General features: G+C 61.0%; 21 protein-coding genes. 11 read left to right on the forward strand and 10 right to left on the reverse strand.

Annotated elements, in window-relative coordinates; translation table 11 throughout:
* The first annotated feature begins 89 nt into the window (after positions 1 to 89).
* Positions 90 to 1,088 carry an alpha/beta hydrolase gene (locus tag FEZ59_RS02595; RefSeq protein ID WP_030534853.1) on the forward strand — a complete coding sequence of 333 codons (999 nt, stop codon included), beginning with the start codon at positions 90 to 92 and terminating at the stop codon, positions 1,086 to 1,088.
* Positions 1,081 to 2,292, forward strand: coding sequence for a saccharopine dehydrogenase NADP-binding domain-containing protein (locus tag FEZ59_RS02600; RefSeq protein WP_172932196.1), 1,212 nt, complete (start codon positions 1,081 to 1,083; stop codon positions 2,290 to 2,292). The genes FEZ59_RS02595 and FEZ59_RS02600 overlap by 8 nt, the downstream gene beginning before the upstream one ends.
* On the opposite strand, the gene FEZ59_RS02605 is transcribed toward FEZ59_RS02600, so the two are convergent.
* Complete coding sequence (locus FEZ59_RS02605) at positions 2,293 to 2,637, reverse strand: hypothetical protein (RefSeq protein WP_019746690.1); 345 nt, start codon at positions 2,635 to 2,637, stop codon at positions 2,293 to 2,295. It lies immediately after the preceding gene.
* Positions 2,638 to 2,730: 93 nt separating this feature from the next.
* Positions 2,731 to 3,108, reverse strand: a complete 378-nt coding sequence (locus tag FEZ59_RS02610; protein WP_003941183.1) for a hypothetical protein — start codon at positions 3,106 to 3,108, stop codon at positions 2,731 to 2,733.
* A gap of 63 nt (positions 3,109 to 3,171) precedes the next feature.
* Here FEZ59_RS02610 and FEZ59_RS02615 point away from each other — a divergent pair, with 63 nt between their 5' ends.
* Together FEZ59_RS02615 and FEZ59_RS02620 are read left to right on the forward strand one after the other, a co-directional pair.
* Positions 3,172 to 3,750, forward strand: a complete 579-nt coding sequence (locus FEZ59_RS02615) for a CGNR zinc finger domain-containing protein (protein WP_021333732.1) — start codon at positions 3,172 to 3,174, stop codon at positions 3,748 to 3,750.
* Positions 3,751 to 3,909: 159 nt separating this feature from the next.
* A complete protein-coding gene (locus tag FEZ59_RS02620; protein ID WP_172932197.1) occupies positions 3,910 to 5,517 on the forward strand; it encodes an ABC transporter substrate-binding protein in 1,608 nt (535 codons plus the stop codon).
* A 341-nt stretch (positions 5,518 to 5,858) separates the two neighbouring features.
* On the opposite strand, the gene FEZ59_RS02625 is transcribed toward FEZ59_RS02620, so the two are convergent.
* On the reverse strand, positions 5,859 to 7,361 hold the full coding sequence (locus tag FEZ59_RS02625) for an MFS transporter (protein ID WP_172932198.1): 1,503 nt from the start codon (positions 7,359 to 7,361) through the stop codon (positions 5,859 to 5,861).
* Positions 7,362 to 7,519: 158 nt separating this feature from the next.
* Here FEZ59_RS02625 and FEZ59_RS02630 point away from each other — a divergent pair, with 158 nt between their 5' ends.
* The gene (locus FEZ59_RS02630) at positions 7,520 to 8,194 is read left to right on the forward strand and encodes a TetR/AcrR family transcriptional regulator (protein WP_080909042.1); all 675 of its coding nucleotides are present in this window, start codon (positions 7,520 to 7,522) and stop codon (positions 8,192 to 8,194) included.
* Here FEZ59_RS02630 and FEZ59_RS02635 read toward each other — a convergent pair.
* Positions 8,184 to 9,143, reverse strand: a complete 960-nt coding sequence (locus tag FEZ59_RS02635) for a DMT family transporter (RefSeq protein ID WP_172932199.1) — start codon at positions 9,141 to 9,143, stop codon at positions 8,184 to 8,186. The genes FEZ59_RS02630 and FEZ59_RS02635 overlap by 11 nt on opposite strands.
* A gap of 407 nt (positions 9,144 to 9,550) precedes the next feature.
* Here FEZ59_RS02635 and FEZ59_RS30365 point away from each other — a divergent pair, with 407 nt between their 5' ends.
* Positions 9,551 to 9,694, forward strand: a complete 144-nt coding sequence (locus FEZ59_RS30365) for a YHS domain-containing protein (RefSeq protein ID WP_021342727.1) — start codon at positions 9,551 to 9,553, stop codon at positions 9,692 to 9,694.
* Between the two features lie 79 nt (positions 9,695 to 9,773).
* Here FEZ59_RS30365 and FEZ59_RS02645 read toward each other — a convergent pair whose 3' ends face one another.
* The 3 genes from FEZ59_RS02645 to FEZ59_RS02655 form a co-directional block, all read right to left on the reverse strand.
* Complete coding sequence (locus FEZ59_RS02645) at positions 9,774 to 11,096, reverse strand: MFS transporter (RefSeq protein ID WP_202022426.1); 1,323 nt, start codon at positions 11,094 to 11,096, stop codon at positions 9,774 to 9,776.
* Positions 11,080 to 11,607, reverse strand: a complete 528-nt coding sequence (locus FEZ59_RS02650) for a carboxymuconolactone decarboxylase family protein (RefSeq protein ID WP_021333740.1) — start codon at positions 11,605 to 11,607, stop codon at positions 11,080 to 11,082. The genes FEZ59_RS02645 and FEZ59_RS02650 overlap by 17 nt, the downstream gene beginning before the upstream one ends.
* A 73-nt stretch (positions 11,608 to 11,680) precedes the next feature.
* Positions 11,681 to 13,111 (reverse strand): MFS transporter, encoded by a 1,431-nt coding sequence (locus FEZ59_RS02655; RefSeq protein WP_020968303.1) that lies wholly within the window; start codon positions 13,109 to 13,111, stop codon positions 11,681 to 11,683.
* 251 nt (positions 13,112 to 13,362) lie between these two features.
* On the opposite strand from FEZ59_RS02655, the gene FEZ59_RS02660 reads away from it, so the two are divergent.
* From FEZ59_RS02660 to FEZ59_RS02670, 3 genes are all read left to right on the forward strand, one after another.
* On the forward strand, positions 13,363 to 14,169 hold the full coding sequence (locus FEZ59_RS02660; RefSeq protein ID WP_172932202.1) for a hypothetical protein: 807 nt from the start codon (positions 13,363 to 13,365) through the stop codon (positions 14,167 to 14,169).
* Positions 14,170 to 14,367: 198 nt separating this feature from the next.
* Positions 14,368 to 14,733: a metal-sensitive transcriptional regulator gene (locus tag FEZ59_RS02665; RefSeq protein ID WP_020968305.1), complete on the forward strand. Its 366-nt coding sequence runs from the start codon at positions 14,368 to 14,370 to the stop codon at positions 14,731 to 14,733.
* 159 nt (positions 14,734 to 14,892) lie between these two features.
* Positions 14,893 to 15,159, forward strand: a complete 267-nt coding sequence (locus tag FEZ59_RS02670) for a 6-carboxytetrahydropterin synthase (protein WP_223257977.1) — start codon at positions 14,893 to 14,895, stop codon at positions 15,157 to 15,159.
* A gap of 41 nt (positions 15,160 to 15,200) precedes the next feature.
* On the opposite strand, the gene FEZ59_RS02675 is transcribed toward FEZ59_RS02670, so the two are convergent.
* Both FEZ59_RS02675 and FEZ59_RS02680 read right to left on the reverse strand, forming a co-directional pair.
* On the reverse strand, positions 15,201 to 16,802 hold the full coding sequence (locus FEZ59_RS02675; RefSeq protein WP_060939639.1) for an ABC transporter substrate-binding protein: 1,602 nt from the start codon (positions 16,800 to 16,802) through the stop codon (positions 15,201 to 15,203).
* A 168-nt stretch (positions 16,803 to 16,970) separates the two neighbouring features.
* The gene (locus tag FEZ59_RS02680) at positions 16,971 to 17,408 is read right to left on the reverse strand and encodes a hypothetical protein (protein WP_030534842.1); all 438 of its coding nucleotides are present in this window, start codon (positions 17,406 to 17,408) and stop codon (positions 16,971 to 16,973) included.
* Positions 17,409 to 17,519: 111 nt separating this feature from the next.
* Here FEZ59_RS02680 and FEZ59_RS02685 point away from each other — a divergent pair, with 111 nt between their 5' ends.
* On the forward strand, positions 17,520 to 18,194 hold the full coding sequence (locus FEZ59_RS02685; RefSeq protein ID WP_020968309.1) for a class I SAM-dependent methyltransferase: 675 nt from the start codon (positions 17,520 to 17,522) through the stop codon (positions 18,192 to 18,194).
* Here FEZ59_RS02685 and speB read toward each other — a convergent pair.
* Positions 18,158 to 19,114 (reverse strand): agmatinase, encoded by a 957-nt coding sequence (gene speB / locus FEZ59_RS02690; protein WP_003941134.1) that lies wholly within the window; start codon positions 19,112 to 19,114, stop codon positions 18,158 to 18,160. The genes FEZ59_RS02685 and speB overlap by 37 nt on opposite strands.
* A 146-nt stretch (positions 19,115 to 19,260) precedes the next feature.
* On the opposite strand from speB, the gene FEZ59_RS02695 reads away from it, so the two are divergent.
* On the forward strand, positions 19,261 to 19,896 hold the full coding sequence (locus FEZ59_RS02695) for a helix-turn-helix domain-containing protein (protein ID WP_020968310.1): 636 nt from the start codon (positions 19,261 to 19,263) through the stop codon (positions 19,894 to 19,896).
* Positions 19,897 to 19,977 lie beyond the last annotated feature (81 nt).

Raw genomic sequence — 19,977 nt, forward strand, 5'->3', positions numbered from 1 at the left:
ACGATCGTTTCAAATTCGTACGTTAGGGCGGGAAGATGGCAGCGGAATCGATGAGCGAGGGCAAGAGTAAGCCTCGTTTACGCAGGTGGATGGTTACTTCCCTGGCGGTGGTCGTTGTTCTGATCGCGACTCTGGTGGGCTGGACGCTGTACCAGAACACCTATGACATCCGTGAGGAAAAAGTGACGATCACCGGGGGATCGGTGCCGCTCCAGGGAGTCCTTGCACTGCCCGAACACGGTGACGGTCCCTTCGGGCTCGTGGTTTTCGTCCACGGAGACGGCCCGGTCGATGCAACACATGAGACGTTCTATCGACCGGTGTGGGAGGCGTTCGCAAAGGCGGGGTACGCGTCACTCTCCTGGGACAAGCCGGGGGTGAATGGGGCACCGGGCAATTGGCTCGACCAGAGCATGGACGATCGCGCGGCAGAAACGGAAGCGGCAATCGAGTGGGCGCGGGGACGTTCGGATATCGATCCGTCTCGTATCGGTCTGTGGGGTGCAAGCCAGGCAGGGTGGGTGATGCCCAAGGTGGTGAACCTCGACCCGGACGTAGCGTTCGTCATTGCCGTGGGTCCCGCGATCAACTGGCTCCAACAAGGCGAATTCAATACCCTAGCCGAACTTTCCGAGAGAAATGCGTCGGCCGACGAGTTCGAGAAAGCGCGGGTCGATCGTGCGAAGAACTTGGATCAGTTGGCCCGTGATGCATCGTACGACGATCTCGTGGCCTCCGGCGAGGCCGACGGTCTCACCGAAGACCGGTGGAACTTCATTCGAAAGAACTACCGATCGGATGCGCGAGCCGATCTCGAATCCGTGAGGGTTCCGGTGCTCTTGATCATCGGCGGACAAGACGTCAACGTCGACGTGGCCGATACCGAAAGGGTGTACCGCGAATTACTTGACTCGCCAGGGCAACTGGTGGTCAAGAAGTATCCCGACGCCACTCACTCGATTGTGGAGAAGGACCTCGAAGACTCGGAAGTGATGTCGGCTCTGGTGGCCGTCCTTGCTCCCCGTTCTATCTTCGCTCCCGGTTATCTAGCGGATCAGACTGCATTTTTGGAGGGAATTCATGGCTGACGGAATCACGGTTGTCGCACTGGGCGGTGCCGGTGCCATGGGCTCGGCAGCAGTTCGTCTTGCTGCAACATTGCCGGGAATCGGCAAGGTAGTAGTCGCGGATCGCGATATCGATGCTGCGAAGCGTCTTTCAGTTGAACTGGCTCAGGCGTCAGCGCAAGTCGAGGCGCGCAGCATCGACGTCACGGACGGTCGCACGCTACGTGAATTGTTGGATGGCGCAGACGTGGTCGTCAATACGGTCGGACCGTTCTTCCGTTTCGGCGTCGGCATTCTCCAGGCAGCGATCGAGACCGGGACTCACTATCTCGACATCTGCGACGACTGGGAGCCGGCCGTCGACATGCTGGAATTGGACTGTGCCGCGAGGGGAGCCGGAATCTGTGCGGTAGTCGGCATGGGCGCAAGTCCCGGGATGAGTAACCTCCTGGCCGCGATGGCAGTCTCGCGATTGGACGTGGTCGACGATCTGTATACAGCCTGGCCGGTTGATGTCGAGGGCGAGGACGAGTCGGTGGACACATTGAGTGCAGCGGCCGTTCACTGGATGCAGCAGATCAGCGGCACGGTTCCAGTGGTTCGTGCGGGGCGAATCGTCAACGAAGAACCGTTGCGTTCCATCGCACTCGAACTGCCCGGCGGACGTCGGGGGAACGCTTACGTGGTCGGGCATCCGGAGCCGGTGATGTTTCATCGGACCATCAATCCTGCAGGGCATTCGGCAAATCTGATGGTGATCACACCGGAAACCGTGGCGTTCCTCGACGTTCTCCGCTCCGATATCGACAAGGGGAGAATCGATCTCGACTCGGCTGCTGAAGAATTGGGCAAGCCCTCGCTCCGGCGGATGATCCGTGCTGCGCCTCGAATGCTCACGCGTGCCGGTCATGGATCCTTGCCGTTGTTTTTCGCCTCGGCGACCGGGGTGCGCGAAGGTCGAGAGATGCGCGTCGTGGCACGGATCGCTGACGATTCACCGGTATCGGAGTTACTGTCGGACATGGCCGGTGCAACCGGAATCCCCTTGGCGCTCGGCCTTGCTCAGGTGGTGTCCCGGCTGGCCGACGGAACGATTCGGGATCGGGTCGGTGTGCACTCAGCCGAGAGTGTCATCGACCCGGACGTTCTGTTCACTGCACTGGCGCGGTTGTTCGGTCGAACCGACTGGCGTGACATCGTTACCGTCGAATCCGAGTTTCGCTAGTCAGTTCGCGGCGTGCGATCCGATGCGACTGCGGATTTCGGTCTCGACGCGATCTGCGTCCTTGGGGCTGAATGAAGGCGCTCCGCGGCCGGCGAGGGTGAGTACCACCGCGGTCTCCTTCCACGGGCGTGAAAGATCCAGGCTGTACCACGAGCTGAAATCTGTTGTTCCCCAAATTCGTAAGCGTCCACTCAGCCATGACATGACTCCGAGGTCGACGGATTCGATCTGTGAGTACGGAACGAACTTGCTGACAAACGGGAAGTAATAGTGGCGGATCGTGACGCCCTGATCGTCGATTCGGACGGTCCTGTCCTCGTAGATCGTTGATGTCCCTGTACTCACAGTGAAAACCCGGTCCCTGCTGTTCGACGCTCTCGGCGGATGCCGAAAACCAACCATACAGTCTCTACTGGGAGCGGGTGGCCCGCCCGAGTCTCAGGCGCTGGTAGTCCTCGCGACGACGAGATCGCTCACCGCGATCTGAGCGTTGCCGATTGCCGCCTGAACCGGTTCGCAACTACTCGATGCTCTGGCGAGCGCAAGAACTGCGGTGAGTAAGGCGGCGTCGGGCTCTCCTTCGAACGGTCCGCTCTGGACGTCGAACTTTCCAGCTCGCAACTGCTTTCGGGCATTGATTCCAAGTTGTGAAATGACCTCGTCCATCGCTGTCAGGCACTGGGCGAGTGCACCGATCGACCAGTAGAGATCGGCAGCGACGACAGGCGTCTCCGATGCCACGGTGCCGGCGCGGCGCAATCGGTGATGAGTGTCTCGGAGTATCTCGGGCAGTCTGTGGTCTGCGCAATGTTCCATCCCGCTGCCTCCGTAAGGTGTAAAGTTGGGTTATTCAATTACGGTAAGGCAGGGCGGTAAGGGATGCAAGTAGTTTTAGACGATTACGTCGTCGGTGCGTCGTTCGCGACCGACCTGGTCAACACCTCGCCCCGCGTGTGGGTGGAGGCAGGCGACGCGTTGCGTGATCCTCAGGCGCTTCACGATCTACTGGATGAACATGGACTCTCGCCGGATGCGCTCCGCAACGGGCGTCGGCTTACCAGCGGTGAACTTGCCGACGTGCAGGCACTCAGAGAGGCGATTCGTTCGATTCTCGATGCTCCGACCTCCGACGAACTCGTTGATCGCACTGATCGACTCCTGCAGACTGTCCCGCATCACGTTCGACTCGTGCCTGATGCCCAGTACGACTATCGATGGAATGCGGTACCGGACAGAAGAATCGATCTCACGGGTGAGCTTGCGTTGTTGATCGGCTACTCGTTGCTGGGGACTCTGCGCACATTGGGGTACGAACGATTCCGCCCATGCGCGTCGCCGACGTGCAACGGGGTGTTTGTCGATACGAGCCGGGGAGGGCGACGCCGCTACTGCATGCCCGCGTTGTGCGGCAACCGAATCAACGTCGCGAATCACCGTCAACGGCAGCGTCGTACTTAGTCGTCAACGATGGCGTCGTACTTAGCGTCTGCGATTGCCCGGTCGATAGTGACAATCGAACAGAGTACGGCCGACTGTATGGGGAACTTCAACGAGATACAGACCACGTCAGTCCCGCACGATTGTCGCCATGGCAACTCCTAGTAGATGGCGGCTCGTATGAAAGCCCGTTCTGTCTCCGTGACAGCAGTTATCAGCGTTGGCGTATTCACTCTGGCCGGGTGTGGCGGCGCATCCAGTCCCGAAGGTTCGGTCGGTGAGTATGCAAAGGACGGCAGTTTCACGACTGTCATCAACGCCGATCCCGGAAATCTGCACCCTCTGATCACAAACCTTACGTCGACTCAGATCGTGAACGCGTACTCGTACGATTCGTTGATCGACATCGATGCGCAAACCCGCACGGTGCGTCCGTATCTGGCGGAGAGTTGGCGTGAAGAAGGAAACACGCTGAAGTTCGTGCTCAAGAAGGGCGTCACTTGTGCCGACGGCACTTCCTTCACCGCGCAGACCGCAGCCGATGACATCAACTGGGTCATGGACCCTGAAAACGCTTCACCGCTACGAGGATCCACCGTGCCGTCGTCGACGGTCGCGTCCGCGAACGGTGACGAACTGACGGTCACTACAGCCGAACCGGCACCCTTTTTGCTCTCCCGAATAGGCTCGATGCGGCTTCCGTGCGCTGCGACGCTCGAAGACCCGGCCAGTATCCGTTCGAGTAGTAACGGAACGGGTCTGTTCAAGGTCACCGAAGTTGTTCCCAACGATCACATCACGATGGAACGCCGCGACGGTTACACCTGGAGTCCGAACGGTGAGACCACTTCCGACACTCTCGGGGTGCCGAAGACAGTGACGATCAAGATTGTCACCGATCCGAGTACGACGGCGAATCTTGTTCTCACCGGTGGAGTGAATGCCGCGGCGGTGACCGGTTCGGACGAGGAACGAGTCTTGGCAGCGGGTCTGGATTCGAAGACCTACACCACGTTGTCCGGCGAGTTCATCTTCAATCATTTCGCGGCCCTACCCACGGCAGACCGTGCTGTACGGCAGGCCCTCGTGCAGGCAGTAGACCTGGACGACTACACCGAGATCACTACCGGCGGTAAAGGAACCCGTGCACGCGCCCTCGCGGTTTCGGAACCCCTTGCCTGCGACTACAACAGTGTCGAAGGGACGATCCCCGATTTCGACGTCGATGCAGCAAAGAAAACGCTGTCCGACGCAGGTTGGAAGGCGGGTCCCGACGGCCTCCTGACGAAGGACGGTCGACCGCTTGCCCTCAACGTAATTTTCAACAACTCACGCGATACAAACTCTGCCGCCGCGGAATACGTAGCAACACAGTGGGAACGACTGGGCGCGAAGGTGAAACTGACCGGCGGCGACTACAGTTTCGTCATTGCCAACACATTCAGCACCACCGACCTGTCGTCGTGGGAAGTTTCCATCGGTTTGACGCTGGGGAGTGATACGCCGAGCATCTTTGCCAAGTACTTCACCGGCCCGCCCAAACCTGAAGGAGTGAACTTCGCTTCCCTCGACAACAAGAAGTACATCGAATTGTCCACTGAGGCTTCGCTTCTTCCCGGTGACGAGTCCTGCAAGGTCTGGGAGGAAAGTGAGCGCGCATTGTTCAACGACATCGACCTGCTGCCGGTATCCACGACTCCCGCTCATATGTTCTTCAACGGCGCAACGTCGATCTACCCGCCGTCGAGCGGAATCCTTCCGGGCTCGGCGATCCGTGTCCTGAAGTAGGACCCCCGGCAAACGCTCACTTTCGGGTATTGATCATCCGAAGTGCAAACCGAAATACCACTGCAGCACCGGCACCTGCAGCCAGGCCGGCGACGACATCGGCAAGAAGAACACCGACGCCTATGCCCAGGACGGCAGCAGCGGCGACGGCAAGGGCGACGTCAGCACGAGGAGCGGCGATCGCGGCATCCTTTCCCCGAGTATCGAACGAGCACCCATCTCAACGGAGCATGTCACGAAACGGTCGTCTGCAGGTGTATCAACCGCAAAATGTGTGAAACGCGTCGGCCCCGGCGGAGTTGGACTCCGCCGGGGCCGTGCTGTGTGTGTTGCGCACTTGCTCAGTGCGTCGGGACGGATTCCTTCGACGTGGTCGGGGACGTATCGGTGTGCTGGCTACCAATCTCCTTGCGGGAGTTCGAGCCGTGGAACCGAGGGAGGAAACCGGCCAGGACGAGTGCGATGACGGCGGATCCGGCAGCGAGGGCCATGACGACGCGGAAAGCGTTCTCCGACGGCAGCGTTGCCCCACCGACGGACATGGTCATCTGGGCGATGACGACACCCGCGATGGCGCTGGCGAATGATGTACCGAGGGAGCGCATCAGAGTGTTGAAGCTGTTGGCCGCTCCGGTCTCGGACGGAGGAACAGCCCCCATGATGAGAGCGGGCATTGCGCCGTAAGCCATACCGGTACCGGCGCCGATGATTACTGCGATCACGATCAGTTCCCAAATCGAGTGCATGGCGAAAATGCCGATGCCGTAACCGATTGCGACCACAATGGCGCCGAGCATGAGCGTCACCTTGGGGCCGTGCGAATTGGTGATGCGTGAGGACAGCGGAGAGATCAGCATCATGATGATGCCGGAGGGAGCCATGACCAGACCTGCGGTGAGCATCGAACCGCCGAGGCCGTAACCAGTGATTTCAGGCAGCTGGACTACCTGGGGAAAGACCATGCTGGCGGCGAACATCGCGAATCCGAACACGATGGATGCGAGGTTGGTGAAGAGCACCTGGCGGCGGATGGATACGCGTAGATCCACCAGCGGCTTGGGGGTGCGTAGTTCCCACCATGCCCAGAATCCGAATATCAGGATCGCGGCGCCGAACAGGGAAAGCGTGAGCGTGCTCGTCCAACCCCAGTCGCCACCCTTGGAAATTGCGAGTAGAAGAGCGATGAGGGCGGCTGAGAGTGAGATTGCTCCGCCGAAATCGAACGTGCCTCCTGTGCGAACCGCCGATTCGGGGACCAGGACGACAACAAGAACGGCCGCAAGCGCGCCGAGCACGGCTGACGCCCAGAACAGGACGTGCCAGTCGGCGTACTCGGCGATCAAAGCCGCGATCGGAAGCCCCAGAGCGCCACCGACTCCCAGCGAAGCGCTCATCATCGCAACAGCGCCGGCGAGCTTCTTGGGTGGAAGCACGTCGCGCATCACACTGATACCCAGCGGAATGACACCGGCAGCAAGGCCTTGCAGGATTCGGCCGGCAACGAGGGGGATAACGCTTGAACTGAGGGCTCCGACCACGGAACCGGTTACCAACAGCGCCATGCTGATCAGGAGCAGACGGCGTTTGCCGAACATGTCGCCCAAGCGGCCCATGGTCGGGACGGCGACGGCGGCGGCGAGCAACGTGGCGGTCACAGCCCACGCGGTATCGGACGCCGGCGCGTTCAGGTACTCGGGCAGATGCGGGATGATCGGGATGACCAGCGTCTGCATGAGCGAGACGACGATGCCGGAAAACGCCAGAACAGCCACCACTGCGGTGGTGGCTGGCGACTTCGTTGTCTGTGGCGGCGTTGTCGGTGGTGGAGAAGTGGTTGACGACATTGCGGTAACTCCATCGGAGGAAGAACGAATAATGGTTTAAGTCAGTTGATTGAACTAAAGTTAAATCAAGTGACTGACTTAACGGAAGGGTGCGCCTCCGATCGTGACGAATATCTCCGGTGCCGAGCAGCTTCGGATGGTCGAGGATGATGGTGTCCATGACTACGAGGACTGAGGACGCGTCGGCCGACGTCGGCGGCGCCGCAAATTCCGCGCGCTCTGCTGCAACCCGAGACCGCATTCTCGCCGTCGCCGAGCAGCTGTTCGCCGAGCACGGAGTCTTCGCGGTTTCGAACCGCCAGGTGAGTGAAGCGGCAGGTCAGGGCAACAATGCAGCCGTCGGATACCACTTCGGGACCAAGACCGATCTGGTCCGCGCGATCGTGAACAAGCATTCCCAGCAGGTCGAGAAGAAGCGTGGCGAACTGCTGCGTGAGATCGAAGGGTCCACAAACGTTCGTGACTGGATTTCGTGTCTGGTTCGGGCGTCGACCGATCACTACGCCGAAATGGGTGGCCCGACTTGGTACGCGCGGTTCAGTGCACAGATTCTCACCGACCCGGTCCTGCGGAAAATCGTCTACGACGAGGTACTGGCCTCGCCCACCCTGCAGGAGACGCTTCGGGGACTCTCTGACTGTCTGGCCGACATGCCGATGAGTGTTCGACGCGCCCGCGCGGACATCGGACGCAATGCGATCGTGCACATGTTCGCCGAACGTGAGCGCACGCTTGCCGAAGAGGGGCCGGACGCGGTCACGTCATGGGAGGACTTCACGACCGACCTCGTCGACGCGCTGGTCGGACTTTGGACGGCTCCGATCAGCCGCTGACCGGCCGTTTGTCCGCGCTAGCCGCCCGGCCCGGGGCAACCCTGCGCAACGGATCTCGCGTCGGCGGAAGATCCAGGAGCAAGCCGACTCCGGCAAGAATGATGACAAGACCGCCAACGAGCGCGAAGGTAACAGGCTCGTTCAACCACAGCACTCCGATGGCTGATGCCGAAATCGGAACGAGAAGAGTGACGGCCGATGCCGCGACTGGACCCGCCTGACGAATTATCCAGAAGTAGACCAGGTAGCCACCGGCGGTAGCCCCCAGCCCCAGGGCTGCCACGGCGATGAGTGGACCGACGGTTATGGGCCCCGGTGGGGGAGCGACGGCGGACACGGGAACCAATAGGGCAACCGCGGCAAGTTGTTGTCCGAGGGCCAGTGTCATCGGTGGAGTGTCCTGGAACGACTTTCGTGCGTAAACACCTCCGACTGCGTACAGCAGCGCCGCGGTCAAAGATGCGCCAATGGCCAGCATTGCGTGACTGTCGATCGCTGACGGAATTCCACCGACGAGCACCGAGACGCCGACGATGCCGATCGCGACCCCCGAGAGTTTTCGCCAGGTGATCTTTTGTCGAAGCCAGAAAGCGGCGACGAATACGGTGAACATCGGCGTCGTGGCATTCAGGATCGACGCCGTCGACGAGTTGAGGCCGACGATCGCAGTTGCGACAAGCGTCAGGGGCCCAGCGACGTTGAGGGCTGCCAGCAGTAGGAATGTAGGAAACCGGTGACCGACCGCGCGCCAGGTCGATCTGCTGGAAGCCGTTATCAGTGCGAGAACCAACGCTGCAACAATGAAGCGGCCGTGCGTCGTGCCGACGGCGCCGAGTGTTGGTGCTGCCACAGCAACGAGGGGGAACGAGCTTCCCCAGAGCGCGCCGACCAACAGCAAAGCTCCAACTACGGCGAATCGGCTGCTGCCGATGGCTTTCCAGTTCTTCATTGCGCCTCTTCGTCGACGACCTCGCGGACATGGATGGCCGATGCCAGACCTACCCTATACCCCCAGTAGGTATAATGCTTCTTGTGTCATGATGCTGTAGGTGATCCGAGACTGGGGACGCATTATTCGTTCTCCTGCAATGGTTTATGTGTCGAGGTGCTGTACGCGCAGACCTTCAAGTTATCTCCAATATACCTATAGGGGGTACATTGGTGGTTGTGTCGGGCTCGCTTTCCGGGCCACATCCGTCCAGCAAAAGAACAGGAATCCCAATGAGTAGTTGTGGCTGTGGAAATACCCCGAAGGCCGACGCCATTGGCGCTGTAGGCACTGTCGGTACGGCGATGCCGACCGGTGGGAAAGACCTACTCAACTCTGGCAGTAGTGAACTCGTCGAATGTCGGGTCATGCCCGGCAGTGTGATCGAAAAGGCGCGTGCCGAAGCGGAAGGCCTGTTCCGTGACTACGAAGGTAATCGGTACTGGTTTTGCTGCAAGGGTTGTGGTCCTCGATTCGACGCAAATCCGCGGAAGTACGCTGACGTGAGCTGAGCGAAAAGTGGTGGTGCAGGCGATGGCTGCACCACCACTTTCGTTGAGGCCCAATCGGGGTTCGGGCAGACCGTCGACATCAGACGGTGCGAGCGCACGCGCACTGGGTGGCCGCCAAGGTGCATTCGCCTCGCGTGGTTTCGTACGTCGCTTGTCCGGGCAATTCAGCAACTGTCTCCCGAGGCCAAAGTGCAAATCCTGCAACGGCTCCCACTGCGGCAAGCGCTGCAAGGATGCTCCAGGTGACCGCAAATCCCGCGCTCGAACCAACCCATCCGGCGATCGGATAGGTGACAAGCCAGGCGAGGTGTGACAGGGAGAACTGGGCTGCGAATACCTCCGGTATACCTGCGGGCTCGACGGAGCGCCGAAGTACTTTTCCGGTCGGCGTGACGATCATGGCCATCCCGGCGCCGACGAGTGCCCACACTGCGGCAGTGAGCATCCACGTGAATACACCGGCCACGGCGAGGGCTGCTGCCGCGCTGGCACTGACGACCAGGACAACGGAACCTGCTGTCATCACAGTGCGTTCAGCGGTTCTGTCGAGAACGCGTGGAAGAAGCAGCGCGGTCACCAACGTGCCGGTGCCTGACGCGGCAAGCATCCACGCCACGTCGGATTGGGTTCCACCGAGCTCGTCGCGGACGTAGTTGACGGTGTTGACCACGACGATCGAACCGGCTGCTGCCACCACGAGATTGAGTGCCATGATGCCGCGCAGTCGCGGTGTGGTCACGAAGATTCGCACCCCCGACGCGATCCGATCCCACGCCTTGCGGTGAGTACTCCGGCGAGCGTTGGGCATTCGGGTGGCCAGCACGAGCAGTGCCGAGACCGCAAAGCCCACGGAGGTGGCGACGAACAACAGGTTGAATGTCATGAAGGACAGTGCGACTGCGGCAAGAACAGGGCTGAGCAGGCTTTCCATAGTGTAAGCGACCTGCGATGCAGACAGTGCGCGGGTGAAATCGGCCTCGTCGGTCACGATGTCAGGGATGACCGCTTGGAACGTGGGAGTGAACGCTGCCGACGCAGCTTGGATAACGCCTACCAGCACGTAGATGTGCCAGATCTCGCTGACGAAGGGCAATGCGATCACGACCGCTGCACGAAGGGCGTCGAGGGCAACGAGGAAAGCACGTCTCGGCAACCGGTCGACGTACGCCGCCGCGAGTGGAGCGATCACGACGTACAGGGACATCTTGATCGTCAGCGCGGTGGCCAGCACAGCTCCGGCGCTCGGCCCAGCGAGTTCGTAGGCGAGTAGACCCAGCGCAACCGTCGCCAATCCGGTGCCGAACAGCGCGATGATCTGGGCGCTGAAGAGCAGGCGATAGTCGCGAATCAAGAACAGACGCATGCTGTTCCGTTCCGGTGCGGTCCTAGCGGTCCGGTTCATCTGGTTTCACTCCCGCGACAAGATTGAAAGCTCCGGTCAGGACATTGAGGGCGACGATTCCGACTACGTCGGCGATCTCGCGATCACCGTAGCCGTGCGCTCGAAGGCCCGCGATGTGTTCGTCTGAAATCGAGGCAGGCTCCCGATAGACGCGAAGTCCGAGGTCGATCATTGCCGCGATGGCGGGATCGGCGGACGTGCCCGCGCGGGCACGCTCGATCTCGTCCGCCTCGACGCCGTTGGCGTGCGCGGCGGCAACGTGGGCTTCGAGGCAAACAGCGCAACCTTGCTGGACCTGCACGGCGATCGAGATTCGCTCGGTGATCTTGCGGCTCAGTTTCGCTCGCTTCATTGCCCGGCTGAGTTGCAGATAGCCACCCAGTACGGCGGGCGAATGAGCCATCGCCGCGACCATGTCACCGACCTGTCCATGACGGTTGACGAGTTCGGCGAGAAGGTCTTTAGATGCACCGACAGCGGTGGCGGGTGTGAGAGATGCAAGGCGCGACATAACGAGTCCTAAGTGGTTCCGCCGGTGGTGGGTTCGGCTGGTGACAGCCGGCCGAACCCACCACCGGAGTTGGTCAAGAATTGACGGTGGATTGAACGGTTCGAGGATCGTCGACCTTGGTCGACCGCATCACGACCGCGGTGATTGCTGCGCCCACCACTGCGATGGCGGCTGCTCCCAGGAACACGGCGGAGAAACCGTTCGTCAACTCCGTCAGGTCACCGAGTTGATCAGCGCCGAACACTGCTGCGATCGCGGTCATCACCGCGAGGCCGACAGCCGAGCCGACCTGGTAGCTGACGTTGACGATGCCGGAAGCCAATCCGCCCTCTTCCGGGCGTGCAGCCGAAATCGCCGTACCGAGTGAGGGAATGAACGCCAGCGTCATACCTGCCGCAGCCACGAGCGACGCCGGCAGTACGTCGACCCAGAAGTTGCCGGTGGGCCGGATCAACGACATCCAACCCAAACCGATTCCCAGTACCAGCAATCCGGTCACGATCATCGCTTTTGCACCGAAGCGTGCCATGGCCCGTGGTGCCACGACGACCATGCCGAGCATGACGAAGATCGTCATCGGCAGCAGCGCCGCACCGGCCGGGAAGGCGCTGTATCCGAGCACTTGCTGCAGGTACAGGTTCAGGAAGAACCACATCGGTATCCAGGCAGCGCCGAGGACGAGCTGAGCGATGTTCGCGGCACCGAGGTTGGGCGCCTTGAAGATTCCCAGACGCACCAGAGGTTCCCGACGCTTGGACTGGATCAACACGAATGCACCCAACAGAGCGGCCGAAACGGCGAGCGCCAGCCACGTCTGCCCGGATCCCCATCCGACATCAGGTGCTCTGACGATGCCGAAGACTCCGACAGCAAGACCTGCGGTGACAGCGAGTGCGCCGAGGAAGTCGATCGACCCGGTACGTGCCGGTGCGTTCGGCATCAGGAGGGGAGTAGCGATCAGCGCGATGACGGCGATGGGAATGTTGAGGTAAAACACCCAAGGCCAGCTGGTGTATTCGGTGATGACGCCGCCGAGGAACACTCCGGCCGTACCGCCTGCCGGGGCGGCAGCGCCGTAGATGGACAGCGCCTTGGTCATCTCTTTCTGCGTGCTGCCGAACAGCATCATCAGCAAGGTGAGCGCCGATGGCGCGATGAGTGCGGCACCGGCACCCTGAACGGCGCGGCCCGCAAGTTCGACGGCAACGTTACCGGCGGCACCGGCGACAACGGAACCGATCAGCAGGATCAGCCAACCAGCGGAGAACACTCTGCGGGCGCCGAACAGGTCGGACAGGCGGCCGCCGAGGAGGAGTAGCCCGCCGAATGCGATGACGTACGCATTGAAGACCCAGGTCAGGCCTTCCTGGGAAAAGCCGAGATCGCTCTGCATCTGGGGGAGAGCGACACCGATGATCGAGGTGTCCATGATGACCATGAACTGAGCGGCGGCGATCAACGCCAACGCCCACCACTTACGGGTGGATTTCGGTTGTGTGGACATTCTGAGTTCCTTACCTGTACGGGGTATAGGTGATGCTCGTGTGGTCAGGGGGTGTCGAAAGCGAGCCTGGGCGACATCGGCGCAGCGCTTCGTTGAAGTGCGCGGGGAAATGCTGTTCTTGGAACTCATTCGGCCGGCGCTCTGCGTAGATGCGCATCGGATCTCCTTCGAGTGAATTCAGGGTGTTCGAGTAGTTCGTTGCATACCCTAGGGGGGTATGGTACAAATTGCAACAGGTTCGAATTCAAGGAGTGTCGAACCCGACGCAGACGGCAACGGAAGTGCTGCCGACCCAAACTTTGGAGGGCAAGATGTTCAGCGACAACGGCTACACACTGGAATTGGCAACGTCGGAGGCGGCTGTCGGCAACCATGTCCCCTTGCAGTTCCGGATCCTGGATTCGGTTGGAACTCCGTTGACCAGGTACACCGACACCCACGACAAGCAGTTGCATCTGATCGTGGTCGGTCTGGACCTGACCGGATTCCAACACGTGCATCCCGAATTGGACGAGAACGGAAACTGGCGTGTGTCAGTCGATTTCGATCACGCGGGAGACTACCGAGTCTTCGCTGACTTCACCCCGGACGGGGGTGACGGAATGACGCTGAGTGCGGATGTACGCGTCGCCGGGTCCTATGATCCTCGGCCGTTGCCCGCCGCTGCTGCCGTCACGACGGTCGACGGCTATACCGTCTCTCTCGAAGGCGCGGCCCATGCCGGCCAGACATCGAAGCTCACGCTCTCGGTCAGTCGTGACGGAATCCCAGTCACAGACTTGCAGCCCTACCTTGCCGCGTACGGGCATCTGGTCGCGTTGCGTGCCTCCGACCTCGCCTATCTCCATGTGCATCCGGATGGTCATCCGGGTGACGGTGTCACGCCGGCTGGACCGGCAATCACCTTCTACGCCAACATGCCGAGCGCTGAGGACTACCGGTTGTTCCTGGACTTCAAACATGGCGAAGTGGTGCGTACGGCGGAATTCACTCTGACTGCCGACAATGCGACCACGCCTGGGGCCGAACACTCGAGCCACTCGCACCACGGGCACTGAGACCGAATGAGTTTCGCAGCAACGGGAAAACGGGCATGGGCGATCACCATGCACCCATCTGTTCGTGCAGTAGCGAAATGCGTGGCGATGTGCGCAGTGATTGCTCTGCAAGACAACGGAAGTCGAAGAGTAACCGCACATCGCCCCGGTAACGAGAATTGTTGCGAAGTCACGCGTTGACGAACAGGAGGACATCGAATGTCGGAAGCGACAGAAGTGGGCAACGCTCCAAGCAGTGCCCCGGGCAATGATACGACCGGCGATGTGTGCTGCACGGGTGATTCCCACGGCTACATCACCGCCAAGGACGACTACCTAGGGCGCCTGCGTCGCATCGAGGGTCAAGCCCGCGGCCTGCAGCGCATGGTCGACGAGGACAAGTACTGCATCGACATTCTCACGCAGGTTTCGGCGATGACCAAGGCTCTCCACGCGGTGGCCATGGGGCTGCTCGAGGACCACATCAGCCACTGCGTCGTCAAAGCTGCCGTTGACGGTGGTCCCGAGGCGGAGGCAAAGGTGAAGGAAGCGACCGACGCGATTGCGAGGCTCGTTCGCTCGTAGAACTGTGCTCGACGAACATTGATACCGTGGTCGTCATGTTCAGCATCGAGATCCGTCGTACATTCGCTGTGAGGCAAGGGTTTCCGGCGGCTTCCGGCACCCGTGCGGGACGCAAAGAATTTGCCGCCGCTGATGCCTGCCGAGGGATTTCGCGTGACGATGCGAGTCGGGTTCTCGTTCGAGGACGACCAACTCGGCGAACGTGGATGGTTTGTCGACACGGACGCTCTCGACGAGTCCGTCGATCGGTGCGCCGAGCGATTGGCGAGCGGTGTCTGGCCGGAGATTTTCGATTTCCGTCCGTCATTCGAGAACGTTGCGAAGTGGTCTTTCACGGAACTTGCGTCCACGATTCCTCAGCTGACCTACGTCGAGCTGGACAACGAGACGATAGGTGTGGCAACGAGATACGTCAGATCGCACTGATCTGACATATCTCGTTGCCACAGGGGTTTCGATCGATCGGACTACTGGTAGAGACGCAGTGCAGACCCGATGAAGGACTTACCGAATGCGAGCCCGGCCTTGTTGAAGTAGAAGCTCATGTTCGTATTCGCGAACGGCACCGCGGACACCGTCTTGGTGATCTGCGACTCGGCGTCTGCCCACTCTGCGCACGCTGCGTCGCCGGTCAACGCGGAAGCCTTGGCCACCGCTGCTTCGTAGGCGGGGTTGTTGATCGAAGAGAAATTCTTACCGGCTGCCGGAGCAGGTCCGGTGAAGAACGGGGTGAACCCGCTGGGAATCGAATTGTTGATCTGGATCCATGCGATGTCCCACTGATTGTTGTCTTTACCGCTGAGCATGACGTCGACAACTTTGGTCTGGTCGGCTCCCGTTACCTCGACGTTTGCGCCGAGATCCGACCATGCAGATTGAGCGAGTTCGGCTGCTGCGCTGCGAGCCTCTTCGCCTCCTGCGTAGAAGAGGCGGAGTGTCAACGGGTTTCCGTCTTTGCTTCGTTTTCCGTCCGACCCGGCGGTCCAGCCGGCCGCGTCCAAGGTTGCCTTCGCTGCGCTGACGTCGTAGTCCGGAATGTTGCCGGTGACGGAGTCGTACACGCAGGCGCGGGGCTCTACACCGACGAGACTTGTTGCGCGGGTGCCCTGGCCGGCCGTGATAACTTCTGCCAGATCGTCGAGATTGACTCCCTGGATGAGTGCTTTGCGAACGGCGGGATCGCTGGTGGGATTGTTCGCGATCTGGTTGAAGTACATCTGACCGGACGGCATCGGGCGATTGATCGAGGCGAAATTGGCGGCTTCGATCCGGTCCTTGTCCGGACCGGCGATCGGAGATGCGTTGAGTTCGCCGGAGAGAAGCTGGTTTGCGGCGGTGCTGACATTGGGTGCCATGACAGCGATGACGGTCTTGGGGACACCTGGTGTGTCGGAGGTGGTGTCGTCGGGGCCCCAGTTGTAGCCGTCACGACGCTCGAACGTGTAGTGGTCGTTGGCGGCGACTTCGGTGACTTCGAACATCCCGGAACCGAGAGACTTCTTGTTCGAGGCGGTCGGGTCCGCGAGTCCGGCGTCGCACATGATCGGGAGGCGACTGACCGTGAGGAGGAGGAAGGGGCTCGGCGCCGGAGTGGTGACCGTGATGGTGCGGGTCGCGGGATCGGCAGTGGCCGAAGCGCCTACGGGGACCGTGGTGCCGCGTTGTTGTGAACCGTTGGCCGGATCAGCCACGAAGTTGATGTTGTTCGCGACGGTCTGCGCGTTCAGCGTCGACCCGTCGGTACAGGTCACTCCCTCGCGGATGGTGAAGGATGCGGAGGTCGGCGTCTCTTCCCATTTCTCTGCCAACCACGGTTTGAATTCACTGGTGTCCGGATCCTGGTAGACCAGGGAGTCGTAGGCCAGCCTCGAGATGTCAGCGGTTGCCGCGGAGCCGGACATGATCGGGTTGAGTGCACCCGGATCGGCTTGCAACGCATAACGGAAGGTTCCGTCTGTCAGAGGTTCACCGCCGTCGGAGCCCGAGGACGTGTCTCCCGAGCTGCAAGCCGACAACACGAGTGCGAGCCCCGCGGCCGTTGCAAGTGCCGGATAAGAGCGGTGTTTCATTGTGCCTCCGTGAAGGAGCCAGGGCCCGAGCGAAATTCGAGAGGGCGCGGTCGAGTGTGACCGCTAAATCTTGGCGTAGGACGTGACGGGCATCTCGGTCGATCTTCACGAAAATCATGCCGATTTTTGTTCGATCTCACGAGAACCGGGGTGATGAACCAGTTCAGGTCACGGTGAGTCGAGGTCATTTTGCCGTGGCCACCCGGTTGCAGTGAGTACAACGGCAGGGACCGACGTCAACGGAGAGATCGGGCCGAGGGCGAGGAGATCTTCGTCTTCGTCGATCTCGGACCAGAATTTTTCAGAAGAAACATCGAGGCCGAGAACGATCCACGGCGGTCCGGCTTCTTGAAAGGCAAAGGAGACTCTGCCGGTTCGCGGAACCGTCGCATCGAACAGGTGGTCTCCGACTGGATATCCCTGTTGCTCGCCCACCAACGTCAGGGTTGTCGGTTCGAAGGACGCCTCGCGCAGCATCTTCTCGACTGCGCGGTCGAAACTCTGCTGAGTGGTGAACTCTTCGTCCGCGTTCGAACCGCTGAACTCGGGGAAATGCGCACAACACAAAACGTGTGAGCCCTCTGAGTTGCAGTAGAGACGAAACACGGGAAATCCACCTGCCACGAAGCGTGACGTTAGCAGAGCGTCGAAATGGAGAAGTTGCTGTTTCGGCAAAGATGGTTGCGTGAGTTGTGGAAGGTCGTTCATCCTGGGTGCATGAGCCACGAACACCACAATCACCACGAAAACTCTGAAACCACCGAGAATCCGTACGCCAAGGCGGACGCACAGTTCTGGAACTCGCTGTACGAGGAACGTCCCGCGCGCTGGAGCGGAAATCCCAACCCACAGTTGATTGCCGAAGCCTCCGACCTCGAACCGGGCACTGCACTCGACGTCGGTTGCGGCGAAGGCGCCGACGCTTTGTGGTTGGCACGTCGCGGGTGGAAGGTCACCGGCACCGACATATCGTCGGTTGCGCTCAGCCGCGCCCAGGCTCACGTCGAGGGCGAGGGCGTCGACATCGAATGGCTGGAAGCCGACCTGACGAAGTGGGATCCGCAGGGGCGCTCGTTCGATCTGGTGTCCGCGCAGTTCTTCCACATGCTCGAACCCGCGCGCGGGGAATTGTTCCGTGCTCTCGGAGATCTGGTCGCGCCCGGCGGGCATTTGCTGATCGTGGGCCACTCGCCCCACGAGTCGCCCACCGAACATCATCGGGCAATGCTGCATACCCCGGAATATGTGGAGTCGCTGTTCACCGATGGTTGGAAGGTGTTGGTCTCGGAGTCGCGGGAACGTGATCTTCCCGCGAACCCCGAGATGCATCACACCACGGATACCGTTGTGCTGCTTCAGCGATTGAGTGCGAGCACCGACAGCAACTCGTAAGCGACGTGAGCCGCTGCGATACCGGTGATCTCGGCGTGGTCGTACGCCGGCGCTACCTCGACGATGTCGGCGCCGACCACGTTGAGTCCCACCAACCCGCGCAGTGTGTTCAACAATTCGCGAGAGGTCATGCCGCCCGCTTCGGGTGTTCCGGTACCCGGAGCGTGGGCGGGATCGAGCACGTCGATGTCGACGGAGACGTACACCGGGCCACCGTCGAGGCGCTTACGCATGCGCTCGACGATGCTGGCGACGCCGTCGACCTCGTAGTCGTCACTGCGGATCACCTGGAAGCCGAGGACGCGGTCGTCTTCGAGGTCTTTCTCGCTGTAGAGCGGTCCACGGATGCCGATGTGCTGCGAACGCTCCATGTCGATCAGGCCTTCTTCGCTGGCGCGGCGGAAGGGGGTGCCGTGGGTGAAAGGCTGACCGAAGTAGGTGTCCCAGGTGTCGAGGTGAGCGTCGAAGTGCAGGACGGCGATCGGGCCGTGATCGCGGGCCAGTGAACGCAGGATCGGAAGTGCGATGGTGTGGTCGCCGCCGAGCGTGAGCACAGAGGAACCGTCGGCGCGCAGGTCGGTGACGGCGGACTGAACCGTCGTGAGAGCTTCCTGAATGTCGAAGGGGTTGACTCCGATGTCGCCGAAATCGGCTACCTGCTGGTTGGCGAAGGGGGAGACCTTGAGCGCGGGGTTGTACGGACGCAGCAGCTTCGACGCAGCGCGGATGTGCCCCGGACCGAACCGAGCGCCGGGTCGGTAGCTGACACCCGAATCGAAGGGGATGCCGAGGATTGTCACGTCGGCGCGCGAGACCTCATCGAGGCGCGGCAGACGCGCAAAAGTGGTCGGCTCGGCGTAGCGGGGGACGCGCGTGGCGTCGACGGGTCCGATGAACGATCCGGGGTTGTTGGTAGCCATGTGCAGAGGTCCCTGCTCTCGATTCGGCGCACACCGGGCGCCCTTCAGTGATGTAGCTCTCTGAGCAAGTATGGTTTCTTCAAGAGGCTCGGTTGTCAACCCCTGTTTCCTGAAAGGGACACGGCGGTCGTGAAGGAGTGGGTTCAGTGGCCAAGGCGAAGGAAGCGGTCGAGCCGGTCGGACCGCGCATCGGGGCGAGGCTCAAGGCGGCACGTCAATCGAAGCGGTTGACCCTCGACGACCTGGCCGAGGCCTGTGGTGTGACGAAGGGGTATCTCTCGAAACTCGAGCGCGATCACGTCAACGCGTCGGTGGCGACCCTGATCAAGGTGTGCGCGGTGCTCGAGATCCCCGTCGGATCCCTGTTCGAGAATGCGTCCGCCGGTGAAGTAGTCCGCGCCGACGCCATGCCGCAAATCAGCTTCGGTGGCGAAAAGATGACGGAGTACCTGCTCACGCCTACCAACGAGCGTCGAATTCAGGTGCTGCTCGGCGAGCTGGAACCAGGCGGCGGAAGTGGTCAGGAGTTCTACAGTCTGCCGATCGACGTGAACTTCGTGCACGTGCTGGAGGGCGGCTTGCGGGTCTCGTTCGAGGGCGGTCGGACGGATCCGAACGGTGAGGCCGTCGATGCCGAGGACGTCGTGCTTGCGGCGGGCGATTCCTTCACATTCACGCCGACGCACAACCATAGTTTTCAGGCCGAGGGCTCGGTTCTGGCGAAGGTTCTGTGGGTCTTGAATCCGGCATTGCCGGAAGGGCCACGCGCGTCGCCTTCGTGAGACTTGAATCCGTGAATGTTGATTCTTAGGAAACAAGAGTTGACATGATTGGCGGCACCCGTCACGCTGGTAGTTGTCCCC

The sequence above is a fragment of the Rhodococcus sp. MS13 genome, assembly GCF_013277835.1.
In the GTDB taxonomy this organism is placed as follows: domain Bacteria; phylum Actinomycetota; class Actinomycetes; order Mycobacteriales; family Mycobacteriaceae; genus Rhodococcus_F; species Rhodococcus_F erythropolis.

Coding starts and splice junctions, on each gene's coding strand:
- speB (WP_003941134.1), bottom strand. CDS start 19,114: ATGGCTACCAACAACCCCGGATCGTTCATCGGACCCGTCGACGCCACG.
- FEZ59_RS02610 (WP_003941183.1), bottom strand. CDS start 3,108: ATGGAACATTGCGCAGACCACAGACTGCCCGAGATACTCCGAGACACT.
- FEZ59_RS02645 (WP_202022426.1), bottom strand. CDS start 11,096: ATGAACCGGACCGCTAGGACCGCACCGGAACGGAACAGCATGCGTCTG.
- FEZ59_RS02615 (WP_021333732.1), top strand. CDS start 3,172: ATGCAAGTAGTTTTAGACGATTACGTCGTCGGTGCGTCGTTCGCGACC.
- FEZ59_RS02650 (WP_021333740.1), bottom strand. CDS start 11,607: ATGTCGCGCCTTGCATCTCTCACACCCGCCACCGCTGTCGGTGCATCT.
- FEZ59_RS30365 (WP_021342727.1), top strand. CDS start 9,551: ATGCCCGGCAGTGTGATCGAAAAGGCGCGTGCCGAAGCGGAAGGCCTG.
- FEZ59_RS02595 (WP_030534853.1), top strand. CDS start 90: ATGGTTACTTCCCTGGCGGTGGTCGTTGTTCTGATCGCGACTCTGGTG.
- FEZ59_RS02670 (WP_223257977.1), top strand. CDS start 14,893: ATGCGAGTCGGGTTCTCGTTCGAGGACGACCAACTCGGCGAACGTGGA.
- FEZ59_RS02625 (WP_172932198.1), bottom strand. CDS start 7,361: ATGTCGTCAACCACTTCTCCACCACCGACAACGCCGCCACAGACAACG.
- FEZ59_RS02635 (WP_172932199.1), bottom strand. CDS start 9,143: ATGAAGAACTGGAAAGCCATCGGCAGCAGCCGATTCGCCGTAGTTGGA.
- FEZ59_RS02620 (WP_172932197.1), top strand. CDS start 3,910: ATGAAAGCCCGTTCTGTCTCCGTGACAGCAGTTATCAGCGTTGGCGTA.
- FEZ59_RS02675 (WP_060939639.1), bottom strand. CDS start 16,802: ATGAAACACCGCTCTTATCCGGCACTTGCAACGGCCGCGGGGCTCGCA.
- FEZ59_RS02600 (WP_172932196.1), top strand. CDS start 1,081: ATGGCTGACGGAATCACGGTTGTCGCACTGGGCGGTGCCGGTGCCATG.
- FEZ59_RS02685 (WP_020968309.1), top strand. CDS start 17,520: ATGAGCCACGAACACCACAATCACCACGAAAACTCTGAAACCACCGAG.
- FEZ59_RS02665 (WP_020968305.1), top strand. CDS start 14,368: ATGTCGGAAGCGACAGAAGTGGGCAACGCTCCAAGCAGTGCCCCGGGC.
- FEZ59_RS02630 (WP_080909042.1), top strand. CDS start 7,520: ATGACTACGAGGACTGAGGACGCGTCGGCCGACGTCGGCGGCGCCGCA.
- FEZ59_RS02655 (WP_020968303.1), bottom strand. CDS start 13,111: ATGTCCACACAACCGAAATCCACCCGTAAGTGGTGGGCGTTGGCGTTG.